14 protein-coding genes are annotated in these 14,180 nt (G+C 58.3%); 6 read left to right on the plus strand and 8 right to left on the minus strand.

What is annotated here, in order from left to right; all coding sequences use genetic code 11:
• Window positions 1-120 precede the first annotated feature (120 nt).
• The 6 genes from ACF0H7_RS23205 to ACF0H7_RS23230 form a co-directional block, all read right to left on the minus strand.
• Window positions 121-1,341 (minus strand): aspartate aminotransferase family protein, encoded by a 1,221-nt coding sequence (locus ACF0H7_RS23205; protein WP_397449187.1) that lies wholly within the window; start codon window positions 1,339-1,341, stop codon window positions 121-123.
• 339 nt (window positions 1,342-1,680) lie between these two features.
• Window positions 1,681-2,667: a transcriptional regulator ArgR gene (gene argR / locus ACF0H7_RS23210; RefSeq protein ID WP_397449188.1), complete on the minus strand. Its 987-nt coding sequence runs from the start codon at window positions 2,665-2,667 to the stop codon at window positions 1,681-1,683.
• A gap of 138 nt (window positions 2,668-2,805) precedes the next feature.
• Window positions 2,806-3,570 (minus strand): ABC transporter ATP-binding protein, encoded by a 765-nt coding sequence (locus tag ACF0H7_RS23215; protein WP_397449189.1) that lies wholly within the window; start codon window positions 3,568-3,570, stop codon window positions 2,806-2,808.
• Window positions 3,571-3,621: 51 nt separating this feature from the next.
• Window positions 3,622-4,320, minus strand: coding sequence for an ABC transporter permease (locus ACF0H7_RS23220; protein WP_397449190.1), 699 nt, complete (start codon window positions 4,318-4,320; stop codon window positions 3,622-3,624).
• Entirely contained in the window at window positions 4,317-5,006 is a 690-nt protein-coding gene (locus tag ACF0H7_RS23225) for an ABC transporter permease (RefSeq protein WP_397449191.1), read from the minus strand. Before ACF0H7_RS23225 ends, ACF0H7_RS23220 begins: the two co-directional genes overlap by 4 nt.
• A gap of 93 nt (window positions 5,007-5,099) precedes the next feature.
• Window positions 5,100-5,876, minus strand: a complete 777-nt coding sequence (locus ACF0H7_RS23230) for an ABC transporter substrate-binding protein (protein WP_397449192.1) — start codon at window positions 5,874-5,876, stop codon at window positions 5,100-5,102.
• 152 nt (window positions 5,877-6,028) lie between these two features.
• Here ACF0H7_RS23230 and ACF0H7_RS23235 point away from each other — a divergent pair, with 152 nt between their 5' ends.
• Entirely contained in the window at window positions 6,029-6,271 is a 243-nt protein-coding gene (locus tag ACF0H7_RS23235; protein ID WP_397449193.1) for a hypothetical protein, read from the plus strand.
• A 227-nt stretch (window positions 6,272-6,498) separates the two neighbouring features.
• Here ACF0H7_RS23235 and acs read toward each other — a convergent pair whose 3' ends face one another.
• Window positions 6,499-8,454 (minus strand): acetate--CoA ligase, encoded by a 1,956-nt coding sequence (gene acs, locus ACF0H7_RS23240; protein ID WP_397449194.1) that lies wholly within the window; start codon window positions 8,452-8,454, stop codon window positions 6,499-6,501.
• A 420-nt stretch (window positions 8,455-8,874) separates the two neighbouring features.
• Here acs and ACF0H7_RS23245 point away from each other — a divergent pair, with 420 nt between their 5' ends.
• Window positions 8,875-9,135: a DUF2790 domain-containing protein gene (locus ACF0H7_RS23245; RefSeq protein ID WP_397449195.1), complete on the plus strand. Its 261-nt coding sequence runs from the start codon at window positions 8,875-8,877 to the stop codon at window positions 9,133-9,135.
• Between the two features lie 27 nt (window positions 9,136-9,162).
• Here the strand turns inward: ACF0H7_RS23245 and ACF0H7_RS23250 are convergent, their stop codons facing one another.
• Window positions 9,163-10,743, minus strand: a complete 1,581-nt coding sequence (locus tag ACF0H7_RS23250; RefSeq protein ID WP_397449196.1) for a sigma-54-dependent transcriptional regulator — start codon at window positions 10,741-10,743, stop codon at window positions 9,163-9,165.
• Window positions 10,744-10,996: 253 nt separating this feature from the next.
• Between ACF0H7_RS23250 and phhA the strand changes: the two genes are divergently transcribed.
• The 4 genes from phhA to ACF0H7_RS23270 all read left to right on the plus strand — a co-directional run bounded on the left by phhA (window position 10,997) and on the right by ACF0H7_RS23270 (window position 13,986).
• A complete protein-coding gene (gene phhA / locus ACF0H7_RS23255; protein ID WP_397449197.1) occupies window positions 10,997-11,782 on the plus strand; it encodes a phenylalanine 4-monooxygenase in 786 nt (261 codons plus the stop codon).
• Between the two features lie 14 nt (window positions 11,783-11,796).
• Window positions 11,797-12,153, plus strand: a complete 357-nt coding sequence (locus ACF0H7_RS23260) for a 4a-hydroxytetrahydrobiopterin dehydratase (protein WP_397449198.1) — start codon at window positions 11,797-11,799, stop codon at window positions 12,151-12,153.
• On the plus strand, window positions 12,153-13,343 hold the full coding sequence (locus ACF0H7_RS23265; protein WP_397449199.1) for an amino acid aminotransferase: 1,191 nt from the start codon (window positions 12,153-12,155) through the stop codon (window positions 13,341-13,343). Before ACF0H7_RS23260 ends, ACF0H7_RS23265 begins: the two co-directional genes overlap by 1 nt.
• Before the next feature lie 463 nt (window positions 13,344-13,806).
• Entirely contained in the window at window positions 13,807-13,986 is a 180-nt protein-coding gene (locus tag ACF0H7_RS23270) for a hypothetical protein (protein WP_397449200.1), read from the plus strand.
• The last annotated feature ends 194 nt before the right edge of the window (window positions 13,987-14,180 follow it).

Genomic DNA, 14,180 nt, shown 5'->3' on the forward strand with positions numbered 1-14,180 from the left:
GCCGACTCAGAAAAAAAAACCGTGTGGCGTATTGCCCACCCAGTACCAGAAAAAAACCCGGCGTCGGCCTTTATGAAAAGCAGCCGGCGCCGAGGGATGCAGCTTGGTATCAGTCGCCGATCAAGCCTGAGTCAACTTAGCAACGGCACGTTCGAAACGGTCCAGGCCTTCGTTGATGTCTTCTTCGGTCACCACCAGACTCGGCGCGAAACGCACCACGTCCGGACCGGCTTGCAGGACCATCACGCCTTCTTTCTCGGCGGCGTTGAAAATGTCCTTGGCCTTGCCTTTCCAGGCATCGGTGAGCACGCAGCCGATCAGCAGACCGAGGCCACGCACCTGAGTGAACAGCTCGTACTTCTGACCGATCTGCTCAAGGCGCGCCTGGAACAATGCGCGCTTGGCGACCACACCGGCCAGGGTTTCCGGGGTGTTGACGATGTCGATAACCGCTTCGGCGACGGCGCAGCCCAGCGCGTTACCGCCATAGGTGGTGCCGTGGGTGCCGACGGTCAGGTGCTTGGCCAACACTTCGGTGGTCATCATGGCTGCGATAGGGAAACCGCCGCCCAGGCTCTTGGCGCTGGTCAGAATGTCCGGGATCACGCCGTAGTGCATGTAGGCAAACAGATGGCCGGAACGGCCCATGCCGGTTTGCACTTCGTCGAACACCAACAATGCCTTGTGTTCGTCGCACAGCTGACGCGCGCCTTGCAGGTACGCCAAGTCAGCAGGAATCACGCCGCTCTCGCCCTGCACCGGCTCCAGCACCACGGCGCAGGTCTTGTCGGAAACGGCCGCTTTCAGCGCGTCCAGGTCGTTGTAGGCAACGTGAGTGATACCGGTGATTTTCGGGCCGAAACCATCGGAGTACTTCGACTGGCCACCGACGTTAACGGTGAACAGGGTACGGCCGTGGAAGCTGTTGACCGCTGCGATGATTTCGTACTTTTCCGGGCCGTACAGGTCGTGGGAAACGCGGCGCGCCAGCTTGAAGGCGGCTTCGTTGGCTTCGGCACCGGAGTTACAGAAAAATGCACGTTCGGCGAACGTGGCGTCGACCAGCTTCTTCGCCAGGCGCAGGGCCGGCTCGTTGGTGAAAACGTTGGAGACGTGCCACAGCTTGTTGGCTTGTTCGGTCAGCGCGCCGACCAGCGCAGGGTGCGCGTGGCCCAGCACGTTCACGGCGATCCCGCCGGCAAAGTCGACCAGTTCGCGACCCGACTGATCCCATACACGGGAACCCGCACCCCGGACCGGGATAAAACCGGCAGGCGCGTAGTTAGGGACCATTACCTGGTCGAAATCGGTGCGTTGCACCTGAGCATGCTCAACGGACATCGGAGTCTCCTGAAGAGGAACGCCTGCCTGAAACTGGCCAGCGATGGGAGGATTGTAAGGACTGATTTCGCTCTGGCCTTGCCGCCAAGCGACAACTTGTTACAGCGCAAAACCGTGTTTTACCGGGGTTTTCGGCAATGCGACAAATTGCGTCGGAAAAAAACAGTTTAAACGTTTTATCGCTGTGCCTCACCGGCCGCCGCGTGAAGACGACAATCTACCCTAGGAGCTGCCGAAGGCTGTGATCAACTGGGGACCAGTCGCAGGATTTGATCCGTTGAAGGTCCTGCGGACCTTATCGCAGCCTGCGGCAGCTCATACAGGGGGATTGGCGGTGTCCTAGCCGCGCTCGGACGGTACGGAAGACAATTCGAACGGGCTGCTGCTGCGGCGCTGGTTGCGGTCTTCGCGCGGGGTGGCGCCGAAGAAGTTGCGGTAGGCGCTGGAGAAATGCGGCCCTGAGGAGAATCCGCACGACAAACCGATCTGGATGATCGACTTGCTGGTTTGCATCAGCATCTGCCGGGCCTTGTTCAGGCGCAGCTCCAGGTAGTACTGGCTGGGTACTCGATTGAGGTACTGCTTGAAAATCCGCTCCAACTGACGACGCGACACACAGACGTGCTGGGCGATCTCATCAGTAGTCAGCGGCTCTTCGATATTGGCTTCCATCAACAACACGGCCTGGGTCAGCTTCGGATGGCTGGAACCCAAGCGGTTTTGCAGCGGAATACGCTGGCGCTCGCCGCCTTCACGAATGCGCTCGACCACCAGTTCTTCAGACACTGCACCCGCCAGTTCGGCGCCGTGATCACGAGCCAGCACTGCCAGCAACAGGTCCAGCACCGACAAACCACCGCAGGCGGTCAACCGATCACGGTCCCAGTCAAACAAATGACTGGTGGCGATTACTTTCGGAAAGCGCTCGGCAAAATCATCCTGCCAGCGCCAGTGCACCGCAGCGCGATAACCATCGAGCAACCCCAACTGCGCCAACGGATACACACCCGCTGACAAACCTCCAATCACACAACCCGAACGTACCAGTTGCTTGAGTGCGCTGCTGAGCGCCGAGGTCATCGCAGCCGGTGGCTCATCGGCCAGCAGGAACAGTTTCTGGCAACCTTCCAGACGCCCGGTCCAGGGTTCGCCCGGCAATTGCCAACCGCCCTCACCTTCGACCGGCGGCTCAGCCTGCAGGAACGACAATTCGTAGGTCACTTCCGGGTGGACGCGCTGAGCAACACGCAAGGCTTCCTCGGCCAGCGCCAGGGTCAGGGCCTTGGTGCCGGGCCAGATCAGGAAACCAATTCGATGGGCAGTCATAGCGTGCAGTCCGAAACGTATCGCAATTGTGGGTCGAGCATCAGTGCGCTCGATCTGTATCGGTAGAACCAGGTCATACTTCAGCGGCGCGAAGCATGACCTGTTTTGGTGCGAAAGGCATGGTGAAAAACGTTTCGGTTATTTCAAGCTGCCCGACAGGAACTGCTGCAGACGCTCTGACTTCGGATTGACCAACACTTCACGCGGATCACCACGCTCTTCGACGATGCCCTTGTGCAGGAAGATAAGCTGGTTCGACACTTCACGGGCAAAGCCCATTTCGTGGGTCACCACCACCATGGTCCGGCCTTCCTGCGCCAGCGCCTGCATCACCTTGAGTACCTCGCCGACCAGTTCCGGGTCAAGCGCCGAGGTCGGTTCGTCGAACAGCATCACCTCGGGCTCCATCGCCAACGCGCGAGCAATCGCCACACGCTGCTGCTCGCCGCCGGACATATGCCCTGGGTAGGCGTGCTTGCGATGCGCCACGCCCACCTTTTCCAGGTAATGCTCAGCCTTTGCCAGCGCGTCTTTTTTCGACATGCCAAGCACGTGAATCGGCGCTTCGATGATGTTTTCCAGGGCGGTCATGTGCGACCACAGATTGAAGTGCTGAAACACCATCGACAGCCGAGAACGCATGCGCTGCAGCTGCTTGGGGTCAGCGGCTTTCATGCCGCCGTCCTTGGTGGCCACCAGCTTCAGTTCTTCGTTGTTCAGCAGGATCTTGCCGGCGTGAGGCTGTTCCAGCAGGTTGATGCACCGCAGAAAAGTACTTTTACCCGAGCCGCTGGAGCCGATGATGCTGATCACATCGCCCGCCTTGGCGGTCAGGGAAACGCCCTTGAGAACTTCGTGACTGCCGTAGCGTTTGTGCAGGTCTTGGACTTCAAGTTTGTTCATGCTTGCGGCTCCCGCAAAACGGTCAGTCGAAAGGTCGGTAAGGTTCATGATTCAAGCCTTGCGTGGGGCGAGGTAGCCCAGCCAGCGGCGCTCGGCGATCTTGAACAGCCGCACCAGAATGAAAGTCAGGCACAGGTAGAACGCACCCGCGGTGATGTACGCTTCGAACGGTAAGTAAAACTGAGCGTTGACCGTGCGCGCGGCGCCGGTGATGTCGATCAGGGTCACGATGGACGCCAGACTGGTGGTCTGCAGCATCATGATCACTTCGTTGCTGTACTGCGGCAGCGCCCGACGCAAGGCCGATGGCAATAGAATCCGTCGGTACATCTTCGCCTTGGACATGCCCATGGAGCGGGCGGCTTCGATCTCGCCGGCCGGGGTCGCCTTGAGGCTGCCGGCAATGATTTCCGCGGTGTAGGCGCTGGTGTTGATTGCGAATGCCAGGCACGCACAAAAGGTCGCGCTGGACAGCCACGGCCAGAACACGCTGTCGCGTACCGCCTGGAACTGCGCCAGACCGTAGTAGATCAGGAACAGTTGCACCAGCATCGGCGTGCCACGAATCACGTAGGTGTACAGCCAGGCTGGCAGGTTCACCCATTGGTTTTTCGACACGCGCATCAAGCCCAAAGGCAAGGCGGCGAGCAGGCCGAACAGCAGCGAAATCGCCAGCAGCTTGAGGGTAATCAACAGACCGCCGAGGTACAGCGGCAGGTTTTCCCAGACGACGTTGTAGTCGAAGATCATAGATCAGCCGCCCTTACGCCTACCGAGTAGCGCTTGTTGAGGTAACGCAGGGCCAGCAGCGAGACACTGGTGATCACCAGGTATAACGCGGCCACTGCAAGGAAGAACGTGAACGGTTCGCGGGTGGCGTCGGCCGCCTGCTTGGCTTTGAACATCATGTCTTGCAGACCGACCACCGAAATCAGCGCGGTGGCCTTGGTCAACACCAGCCAGTTATTGGTGAACCCCGGAATCGCCAGGCGAATCATCTGAGGCACCAGGATGCGAAAAAACACTTTGAAGCCGCTCATGCCATACGCCATGCCCGCTTCGGCCTGGCCTTTGGGAATCGCCATGAACGCGCCGCGAAAGGTCTCCGACAGGTAGGCACCGAAGATAAAACCGAGGGTGCCGATGCCGGCCAGCAATGGGTTCAGGTCAATGTAGTCGTCGTAGCCCAGCAACGGCGCCACGCGATTGAGCAGGTCCTGACCGCCGTAGAAGATCAGCAGGATCAGCACCAGGTCGGGAATCCCGCGAATCACCGTGCAATACAGATCACCCAGCCAGGCCAGCCAACGCACTGGCGACAGGCGCAACGCCACGCCAATCAACCCGAGGACAACCGCCAGGGCCATGGATGACAAGGCGAGCTGAAGCGTCAGCCAGGTACCCTCGAGGATGACAGCCCCGTAGCCTTTCAACATGATTCAGGTCCTCAAGCAAAGGAAGGAAAATGGCGCAAGTCAGACTGTCCGCAGACCTGTCGCTTGCGCCATGACGGGTGTACCGAAATACCCTTACTCGCCGTAGATATCGAAATTGAAGTACTTGTCTTCGATTTGCTTGTACTTGCCGTTGGCGCGAATGGCGACGATGGCGGCGTTTATCTTGTCCAGGTCGGCCTTGTCGCCCTTGCGCACGGCGATACCGATGCCGTCACCGAAGTACTTGGCGTCGGTGAAGGCTGGACCGGCGAACGCGTAGCCTTTGCCCGCATCGGTATTGAGGAAACCGTCCTGCAGCAGAGTCGCGTCAGCCAGGGTGCCGTCGAGACGACCCGCAGCCACGTCCAGGTAAATTTCGTTCTGCGAGCTGTACGGCATGATTTCCGCGCCCAACGGCTTCAAGACTTCGGTGGCGAAACGATCATGGATCGAACCGCGCTGCACGCCGATTTTCTTGCCCTTCAATTCAGCCAGGCTGGCGCTGACGTCGGTGCCGGCCTTCATCACCAGACGCGCCGGGGTGTTGTAGTACTTGTTGCTGAAGTCCACCGATTTCTTGCGGTCGTCGGTGATGGACATCGAGGAGAGGATGGCGTCGATCTTGCGCACTTTCAGCGCCGGGATCAGGCCGTCGAATTCTTGCTCGACCCAGGTGCACTTGACCTTCATTTCTTCGCACAGCGCGTTGCCGATGTCGTAGTCAAAACCCACGATGCTGCCGTCCGGTGCCTTGGAAGCAAACGGGGGGTAAGCCGCTTCGATACCGATTTTGATCGGCTTTTCATCAGCGAATGTCGGCTGCGCCAAGACGGTCAGCGCCAAGGCGCCGAGAAGCATGAGTTTTTTCATTATTAGGGCTCCATCGGTACGAACCGACAAATGGCAGAGTGAGCCAGTGGCTCAGGTACAAAAGGGAAGAATCAGGAAGATCGACGCCAGGCAATTAGCCTTTAGCGAATGATTGGCATTTTAACGACAGGTCTGAAGTCGATATTTCTTCAATGCGACAACTAGTTACAGATGCGCCGAAAACCGGACCTGAATTATTGACAGCTCTGGCAAACCATGCAGAGCCAAAAGATGCAAAACCAATCTATACAGCAAATAGCGGGCCTATTATTGGCAACGCCTTCTATTACGGCAAGTCTGGCGTGTCCGTAGTTTTTGAACGGCTGAAAAAAGCGACGAAAGGCGCAAAAGCGTGTCGTGTCGCCTCGAAAAAAAAGCCGCGGTTACACATTTGATTACCTGTGATGTCTTTAGTAACAACCGATAAATATCCTGAATCCAATATCCCCTGTAGGAGCTGCCGAAGGCTGCGATAAGGCCGGAACGGCCTTCGTGAGACCGAGACCCTGGCGACTGCTTCGCAGCCTTCGGCAGCTCCTACAGCTATTCCACAACCTATTGAATACATAAAAAAACCCCGCGCCGGCATACACCGGGCGGGGCTTTTTTTGTCAGCCTGGGATCAGGCGACGTTCATGGTCTTGTGCGTGTCGATCAGGTGCTGAACAACACTCGGATCGGCCAGGGTGGAGATATCACCCAAGGCGCCGTACTCGCCGGTAGCGATCTTGCGCAGGATGCGGCGCATGATTTTGCCCGAACGGGTTTTCGGCAGACCCGGTGCCCACTGGATGACATCCGGCGAGGCAATCGGACCGATTTCCTTGCGCACCCAGTTTTTCAGTTCCAGACGCAGCGCTTCACTTGGCTCTTCGCCGTGATTGAGGGTGACGTAGACATAAATGCCCTGCCCCTTCAGATCATGCGGAACGCCGACCACCGCCGCTTCGGCGACTTTCGGGTGAGCGACCATGGCGCTTTCGATTTCAGCGGTGCCCATCCGGTGGCCGGAGACGTTAAGCACGTCGTCCACACGCCCGGTGATCCAGTAGTAACCGTCTTCGTCGCGACGCGCACCGTCACCCGTGAAGTACATGCCACGGAAGGTCTTGAAGTAGGTGTCGACGAAACGATCGTGATCGCCGAACAGCGTGCGTGCCTGGCCTGGCCACGAATCGAGAATCACCAGGTTGCCTTCGGCGGCGCCTTCAATCAGGTTGCCGAGGTTATCCACCAATGCTGGCACCACGCCGAAGAACGGACGGGTCGCCGAACCTGGCTTGAGGGCCGTTGCACCCGGCAAGGGGCTGATCAGCACGCCACCGGTTTCGGTCTGCCACCAGGTGTCGACAATCGGGCAGTGCTCTTTGCCGATGGTTTTGTAGTACCAGTTCCAGGCTTCCGGGTTGATCGGCTCGCCCACCGAACCCAGCAGGCGCAGGCTCGAGCAATCGGCACCGGCCATTGCCGCGTCGCCTTCAGCCATCATCGCGCGAATTGCGGTGGGCGCGGTGTAAAGGATGTTGACCTTGTGTTTGTCGACGATTTTCGACAGACGCGTGATATCCGGATAGTTCGGCACGCCTTCGAACAGCAAGGTGGTCGCGCCGTTGGCCAACGGGCCGTAGACGATGTAGCTGTGGCCGGTGACCCAGCCGACGTCGGCGGTGCACCAGTAGACTTCGCCCGGACGGTAATCGAACACGCGCTCGTGGGTCATGGCCGCGTACACCAGATAACCACCGGTGGTGTGCTGCACGCCCTTTGGCTTGCCGGTGGAACCCGAGGTGTAAAGGATGAACAGCGCTTCTTCGGCGCCCATTTCTTTCGGCGCGCAATGGGTGGACGCGACCTTCATCAGGTCTTCGTACCAGATGTCGCGATGTTGGTGCCAGGCGATGTTGCCGCCGGTGCGCTTGCAGACAATGATCTTCTGCACGCTGGCGGTTTCAGGGTTGGTCAGCGCCAGGTCGACGTTGGATTTCAATGCCGTACGTTTGCCACCCCGTAGACCTTCGTCGGCGGTGATGACGATTTTCGATTTGCAGTCGATGATCCGGCCGGCCAGGGCTTCAGGGGAGAAACCACCGAACACCACCGAGTGAATCGCGCCGATCCGGGTACAGGCCAACATGGCGACCACAGCTTCGGGAATCATCGGCATATAGATGGTCACCACGTCGCCGCGGTGTACATCCTGACCACGCAGGGCGTTGGCGAATTTGCAGACATCGGCATGCAGTTCGCGGTAGGTGATGTGACGGCTTTCGGAAGGATCGTCGCCTTCCCAGATGATTGCCGTTTGATCGCCGCGCTCGGCCAGATGACGGTCCAGGCAGTTGTAGGACACGTTCAAGGTGCCGTCTGCGAACCATTTAATGTCGACGTGGTGATCGTCGAAGGAAGTCTGTTTGACCTGAGTGAACGGTTTGATCCAGTCGAGACGCTGGGCTTGCTCGCGCCAGAAACCGTCGGGATTGACCACCGACTGTTGATACATGGCTTTGTAGGTCGCCTCGTCGGTCAGCGTGTTCGCTGCAACCTCGGGACGAACAGGATATACGGAAGCCGCACTCATCTTTGTTACCTCGGTGGGTGTTGTTATTTTATGGTCCCGTTGTATCTGCCCAACCCGATTCCGGCCATTCGACGATGGTCTTACCGGATCGCGGCGGGACACTAATCTTACGCTCTTGGCCGTGTCATCGCAGCAAGCAGCGGATCGGGTACGCGAGGACCCGCTTTACGGCAATTCCCGGGCCACTCGGTGCGCCCATTATTACGGTTTTCATTAATAGTCTTTATCCGATCTGTTCATATATGTCAGCAACAAACAGGCCTAAAATCAATACTGCCAACCGGCAAATGATTAACACGTAAACGCCCCCACAAAGGCTTGTTAATCCACTTGTAAACGTCGTGACACACACCTGGCTCCAAAAGAGCCAGGTTGCTTTCCACCCACGTGCCGTCACGACCGTAATTAGGAAGTGAGCATATGAAAGCTGCACTTTTGATGATCGCAATCACCGGTTTCAGCGCCTCGGCCATGGCGGCCACACTCCCAGACGCATCCTCAAAAATACCGGTAGAGCAATACACCTACTCCACCCCGCTGGACATCGCCAAAGTGGTCTGGATGAGCACCATACCCATATCATGCGATGTGGTGCCCGCCCGAATGGACTATATCGACTCCAAAGGTAAGGAACACCTTATCGAGTATCAGGTGATGGGCAATGGCTGCGTCGACGGCTAGTAACCGCCGCCAGTTGTTGATACCGGTTCACGCTTTAGTTGGTTCCACTGTCGTCGTTTCGCTGCCCACTTGGTAAGCGCGTAACTTGTTGGCGATTGTGGTATGAGAAACACCCAGACGCTTACCGAGTTGTCGACTGCTCGGATGTTGAGCGTAAAGCTGTTCGAGTACAGCTTTCTCGAAACGTCCGACTATCTCCTCTAAGCCACCCTCCAGGGAAAAGTCCCCCAGCGGCTGACGCACGCCGTAATCCGGGAGACGAATGTGTTCCGCTTTCACCACCCCGCCTTCGCACAATGAAACAGCTTGAAATAAAACATTCTCCAGTTGCCGCACGTTGCCCGGCCAATGGTAGTGGCTCAGGCGCTCCATCGCCGCTGGCGCCAGGCGCGGCAGCGGACAGCCAATTTGCCGACTGGCCTGATCGAGGAAGTGTTCAACCAGCGGAGACAGTCCATCCAGGCATTCGCGAAGCGGCGGAATGTGCAGCGACAACACATTGAGCCGGTGGTAGAGATCCTGGCGAAACTCACCCTTGGCGCACAACTCGGACAGATCGACCTGGGTGGCGCAGATCACCCGCACATCCAGATAGACCTCTTCATCGCTGCCGACACGGCGGAAGCAACCGTCCTGCAGGAACCGCAGCAGTTTCACCTGCAAACGCGAGCTCATTTCCCCGACGCCATCGAGAAACAACGTCCCGCCTGAAGTGAGTTCCAACAGCCCCAGTTTGCCCTCGACTCGCGCGCCTTCGAATGCGCCGGGGCCGTAGCCAAACAATTCAGTCTCGGCCATGGACTCCGGCAAGCCAGCGCAATTCAACGCCATCAACGGCGATTGCCCACGCGGGCTGGCCAGGTGGCAGGCGCGGGCCAATAACTCCTTCCCGGTACCGGTTTCGCCTTCGATCAATAACGGCGCATCCAACGGTGCCATGCGGCGTGCTTCACGAACCACCGCGACCATGACCTTCGAACTCTGGAAAATGCTGTCGAAGCCACGCAGTTCTTGCTTGCGCACGTTATAGATGCGCTCACCGACGCGGTCCGCGCGGTGCAGTGTCAGCACGGCGCCCGCCATGGCCTCGCTGTCGTCGTGCTCGGATTGCAGCGGCGCTATGTCCGCGAGGAACACATCACCTTTGACCTTGACCCGCAGTCCATTGATTCGCGACTTGTTGGCGCGCACCAGTTCCGGCAGGTCGAAATCTTCGGCGTAGCGCGACAACGGAATGCCCGGTACTTCGTCGACTCGCACGCCCAACAACTGCGCCGCTGCCCGGTTGGCCGCAACAATGGAGCCACCCATGTCGATGGACAGCACCGGGAACTCCAGCGCACCCAGCAACGCATTCAGCTCCATATGTCGGCGTTCGCTGGGCATCAGGCCCACGCGCTTGACCCCAAACACCCCGGGAATCACCTCGAACTTGGGGCGCAGCGCCTGAAACTGCAAGTTGATCAGGTTCGGACAGTGCAGATAGATCGCATTGCCGTGCTCGCCGCCCACTTCACCGCGCGCCACGTTGATCCCGTATTCCACCAGCAGATTGAGGATGTCGCGAAGGATGCCGATGCGGTTTTGGCAGTGGACTTTGATGCGCATGAAGATTCGATCCCGTGTTTCAGCGTGACTTTTTTGTTCGGAGGCTGAGTTAACCGTCACGATTATGTGACAGCTAACCCTTAAATCCCATCACTTCGACCGTGGAATTATCGACTAACGGGCCAAACCGTAAATATTTCGTTACGAAACCGACCTCTATCTGCAAAACAACTGCCCGAGCATCCGCTGCAAATCCTTAACGACTGCGCTATTCCTGAGTCATACAACAAGAAGCTTCCATCAGGAGAGCAGCATGACGCAGTACGTGGCCCGCGAACCCGACGCGAATGGCTTCATCGACTACCCCGCGGCCGAGCATGCCGTGTGGAATACCCTGATTACCCGACAATTGAAGGTGATCGAAGGTCGTGCCTGCCAGGAATACCTCGACGGTATTGAGCAACTGGGCTTACCCCACGACCGCATCCCGCAATTGGCCGAAGTTAATAAAGTGTTGGCCGCGACCACCGGCTGGCAAGTTGCCCGCGTGCCGGCACTGATTCCTTTCCAGACCTTTTTCGAATTGCTGGCCAACAAGCAGTTCCCGGTAGCGACGTTTATCCGCACCGAAGAGGAATTAGACTACTTGCAAGAGCCTGATATCTTTCACGAGATCTTCGGCCACTGCCCACTGCTGACCAACCCGTGGTTCGCGGAATTTACCCACACCTACGGCAAGCTCGGTCTGGCCGCTACCAAGGAACAGCGTGTGTTTCTCGCGCGCCTATACTGGATGACCATCGAGTTCGGGCTGGTAGACACCCCGAACGGTCGGCGGATCTACGGCGGCGGCATTCTTTCTTCGCCGAAAGAAACGGTGTACAGCCTGTCCTCCGAACCGGAACATCAGCCGTTCGATGCTCTGGATGCGATGCGCACGCCTTACCGGATCGACATTCTGCAGCCGACGTATTTCGTTCTGCCAGACCTGAAACGCCTGTTCGACCTGGCCCATGAAGACATCATGGGGCTGGTCCGGCTCGGTACGCAGCTCGGCCTGCATGCACCCAAATTTCCGCCTAAAAACAAAGCTGCCTGATCAGGAACCCCATTATGAGCACTCTTTCCCAAGCCCAATGCGAAGCCTGCCGCGCGGACGCTCCGGCCGTCAGCGATGAAGAACTGGCGGTGTTGATCAAAGAAATCCCGGACTGGAACATTGAAGTTCGCGACAGCGTGATGCAACTGGAGAAGGTCTTCCTGTTCAGAAACTTCAAGTTTGCGCTTGCGTTCACCAATGCGGTCGGCGAAATTGCCGAGGCTGTCGGTCACCACCCTGCCCTGCTCACCGAATGGGGCAAAGTGACCGTCACCTGGTGGAGCCACGAAATGAAAGGGCTGCACCGTAACGACTTCATTATGGCCGCACGTACGGACGAAGTGGCCAAAGGCGCCGAGGGCCGCAAGTAATGCATTTCAAAGACATCCAGCGTGTGCCAGGCGACCCGATTCTCGGGTTGATCGAGGCCTACGCGGTTGATCCAAATCCCAACAAGTTCGACCTGGGCGTAGGCGTCTATAAAGACGCCATGGGCCTGACGCCGATCCTGCGCTCGGTCAAGCTGGCCGAGCAGCGCCTGGTGGACAGCCAGACCACCAAGACCTACATCGGCGGTCATGGTCAGGCACGCTTCGGCACCCTGATCAGTGAACTGGTGCTGGGTAAAGACTCGCCATTGATCGCGCACAAACGCGTCGGTGCTTCGCAGACCCCTGGCGGCACCGGCGCGCTGCGTCTGTGTGCCGACTTCATTGCCAACTGCCTGCCGGGCCGTGGCATCTGGTTGAGCGACCCGACCTGGCCGATTCATGAATCGATCTTCGGCGCCGCCGGGCTCAAGGTCAGCCATTACCCTTACGTGGGCAGCGACAACCGGCTGAACGTCGAGGCGATGCTTGCCACCTTGAATCAAGTGCCCCACGGCGATGTGGTGTTGCTGCACGCCTGCTGCCACAACCCGACCGGCTTCGACCTGTCCCACGATGATTGGCGCAAAGTGCTACAGGTGGTGAGAAGCCGTAACCTGTTGCCATTGATCGACTTCGCTTATCAGGGCTTTGGTGACGGCCTGGAGCAAGACGCCTGGTCCGTGCGCCTGTTCGCCGAGGCTCTGCCGGAGCTGCTGATCACCAGTTCTTGCTCGAAGAACTTCGGCCTGTACCGCGAACGCACCGGCGCCCTGCTGGTCTGCACTGATACCACTGAAAAGCTGATGGACGTTCGCAGTCAGTTGTCGGCCACCGCCCGTAACCTGTGGTCGAATCCACCGGATCATGGCGCCGCCATCGTGGCCGAGATCCTCGGCGACCCCGAGTTGAGACACATGTGGGCCGCCGAAGTGGAAGAGATGCGTGGGCGCATCGCCCAACTGCGCGCCGGGCTGGTCGAGGCCTTGACCCCGCTGGGCCTCGGCAAGCGCTTTGCGCACATCGGCGTACAGCGCGGGATGTTCTCCTACACCGGACTGAACGATGATCAGGTCGCCCGCCTGCGCCACGAACACAGTGTGTACCTGGTCAGCGCCGGTCGCGCCAACATCGCCGGCATCGATGCCGCACGCCTGGATTCTCTGGCCAAGGCGATTGCCGCCGTTTGCTGAATTCGGCTGCTATAGTCTTTGAAGTAGCGCGCCCGTTCTGGGCGCGATTGCTTTGTGCCATCAATCAAAAGTCTGAAACAGTTTGTCGTTAAATGACCAAAGGGCGTGATTTAAAGTCTTTTTGTCATTTTCAGTGCTGTATCCTGCCCAGGCTTTATAAAAGCACGGTTCTTTCCAGCAACCTTCAATCAGTCTTGCGCGGAGTGACGACGATGCATGAAATCCCAAACTTTCCCTACCCAAGCCTGCACACACCAGAGCAGACCCCAAAGGCTCAACCTCAGTCCAGTCAACAAGCGACACTGAAGGCCAGCACAAGCAAAACTGAAGCAATCCAGAGTGCCAAGCGTCAGCACTGACGCCGACCCGTCAGACCGTATGCCAACCAGTGTATTGCGCCTGTTTCCATACGGTCTGTTATGCTTCCCTGCCCTAGCGCAGCAAAGCATGCCTGATTCCCGCCATGACCCAACCTATCGATCCGCCTGCTGAAGCCCTGATCAACGCCACTGAAAAGATGGTCGATATCTGGTTGCGCCTGAGCCCGGAAAAACAAGCCGCGCTGCTCAAGCGTTTCGGCACCCAGGAAAACGCCCTCGCGGCACTGGTCACCACGCAATTGCTCACCCCCGCCAAAGATTGATCCGCTCTATCCCTGCCCGCTTGAAATAGCCTTTCAGACCCCTATGACAAGCCCGACGGTGAATTCCGACGGGTGACACGGCCTGTTCTGCCGAACGGATTATCCTCAGTGCACTGAGAGGGATTCTCACAGAGGACCACCATGGAAGGACTAACCGTTTTCGCACAAAGGGCCGTATCGAGTCGTCAGCCGTC

Source organism: Pseudomonas sp. NA-150, assembly GCF_044336365.1.
Classification (GTDB): Bacteria; Pseudomonadota; Gammaproteobacteria; order Pseudomonadales; family Pseudomonadaceae; genus Aquipseudomonas.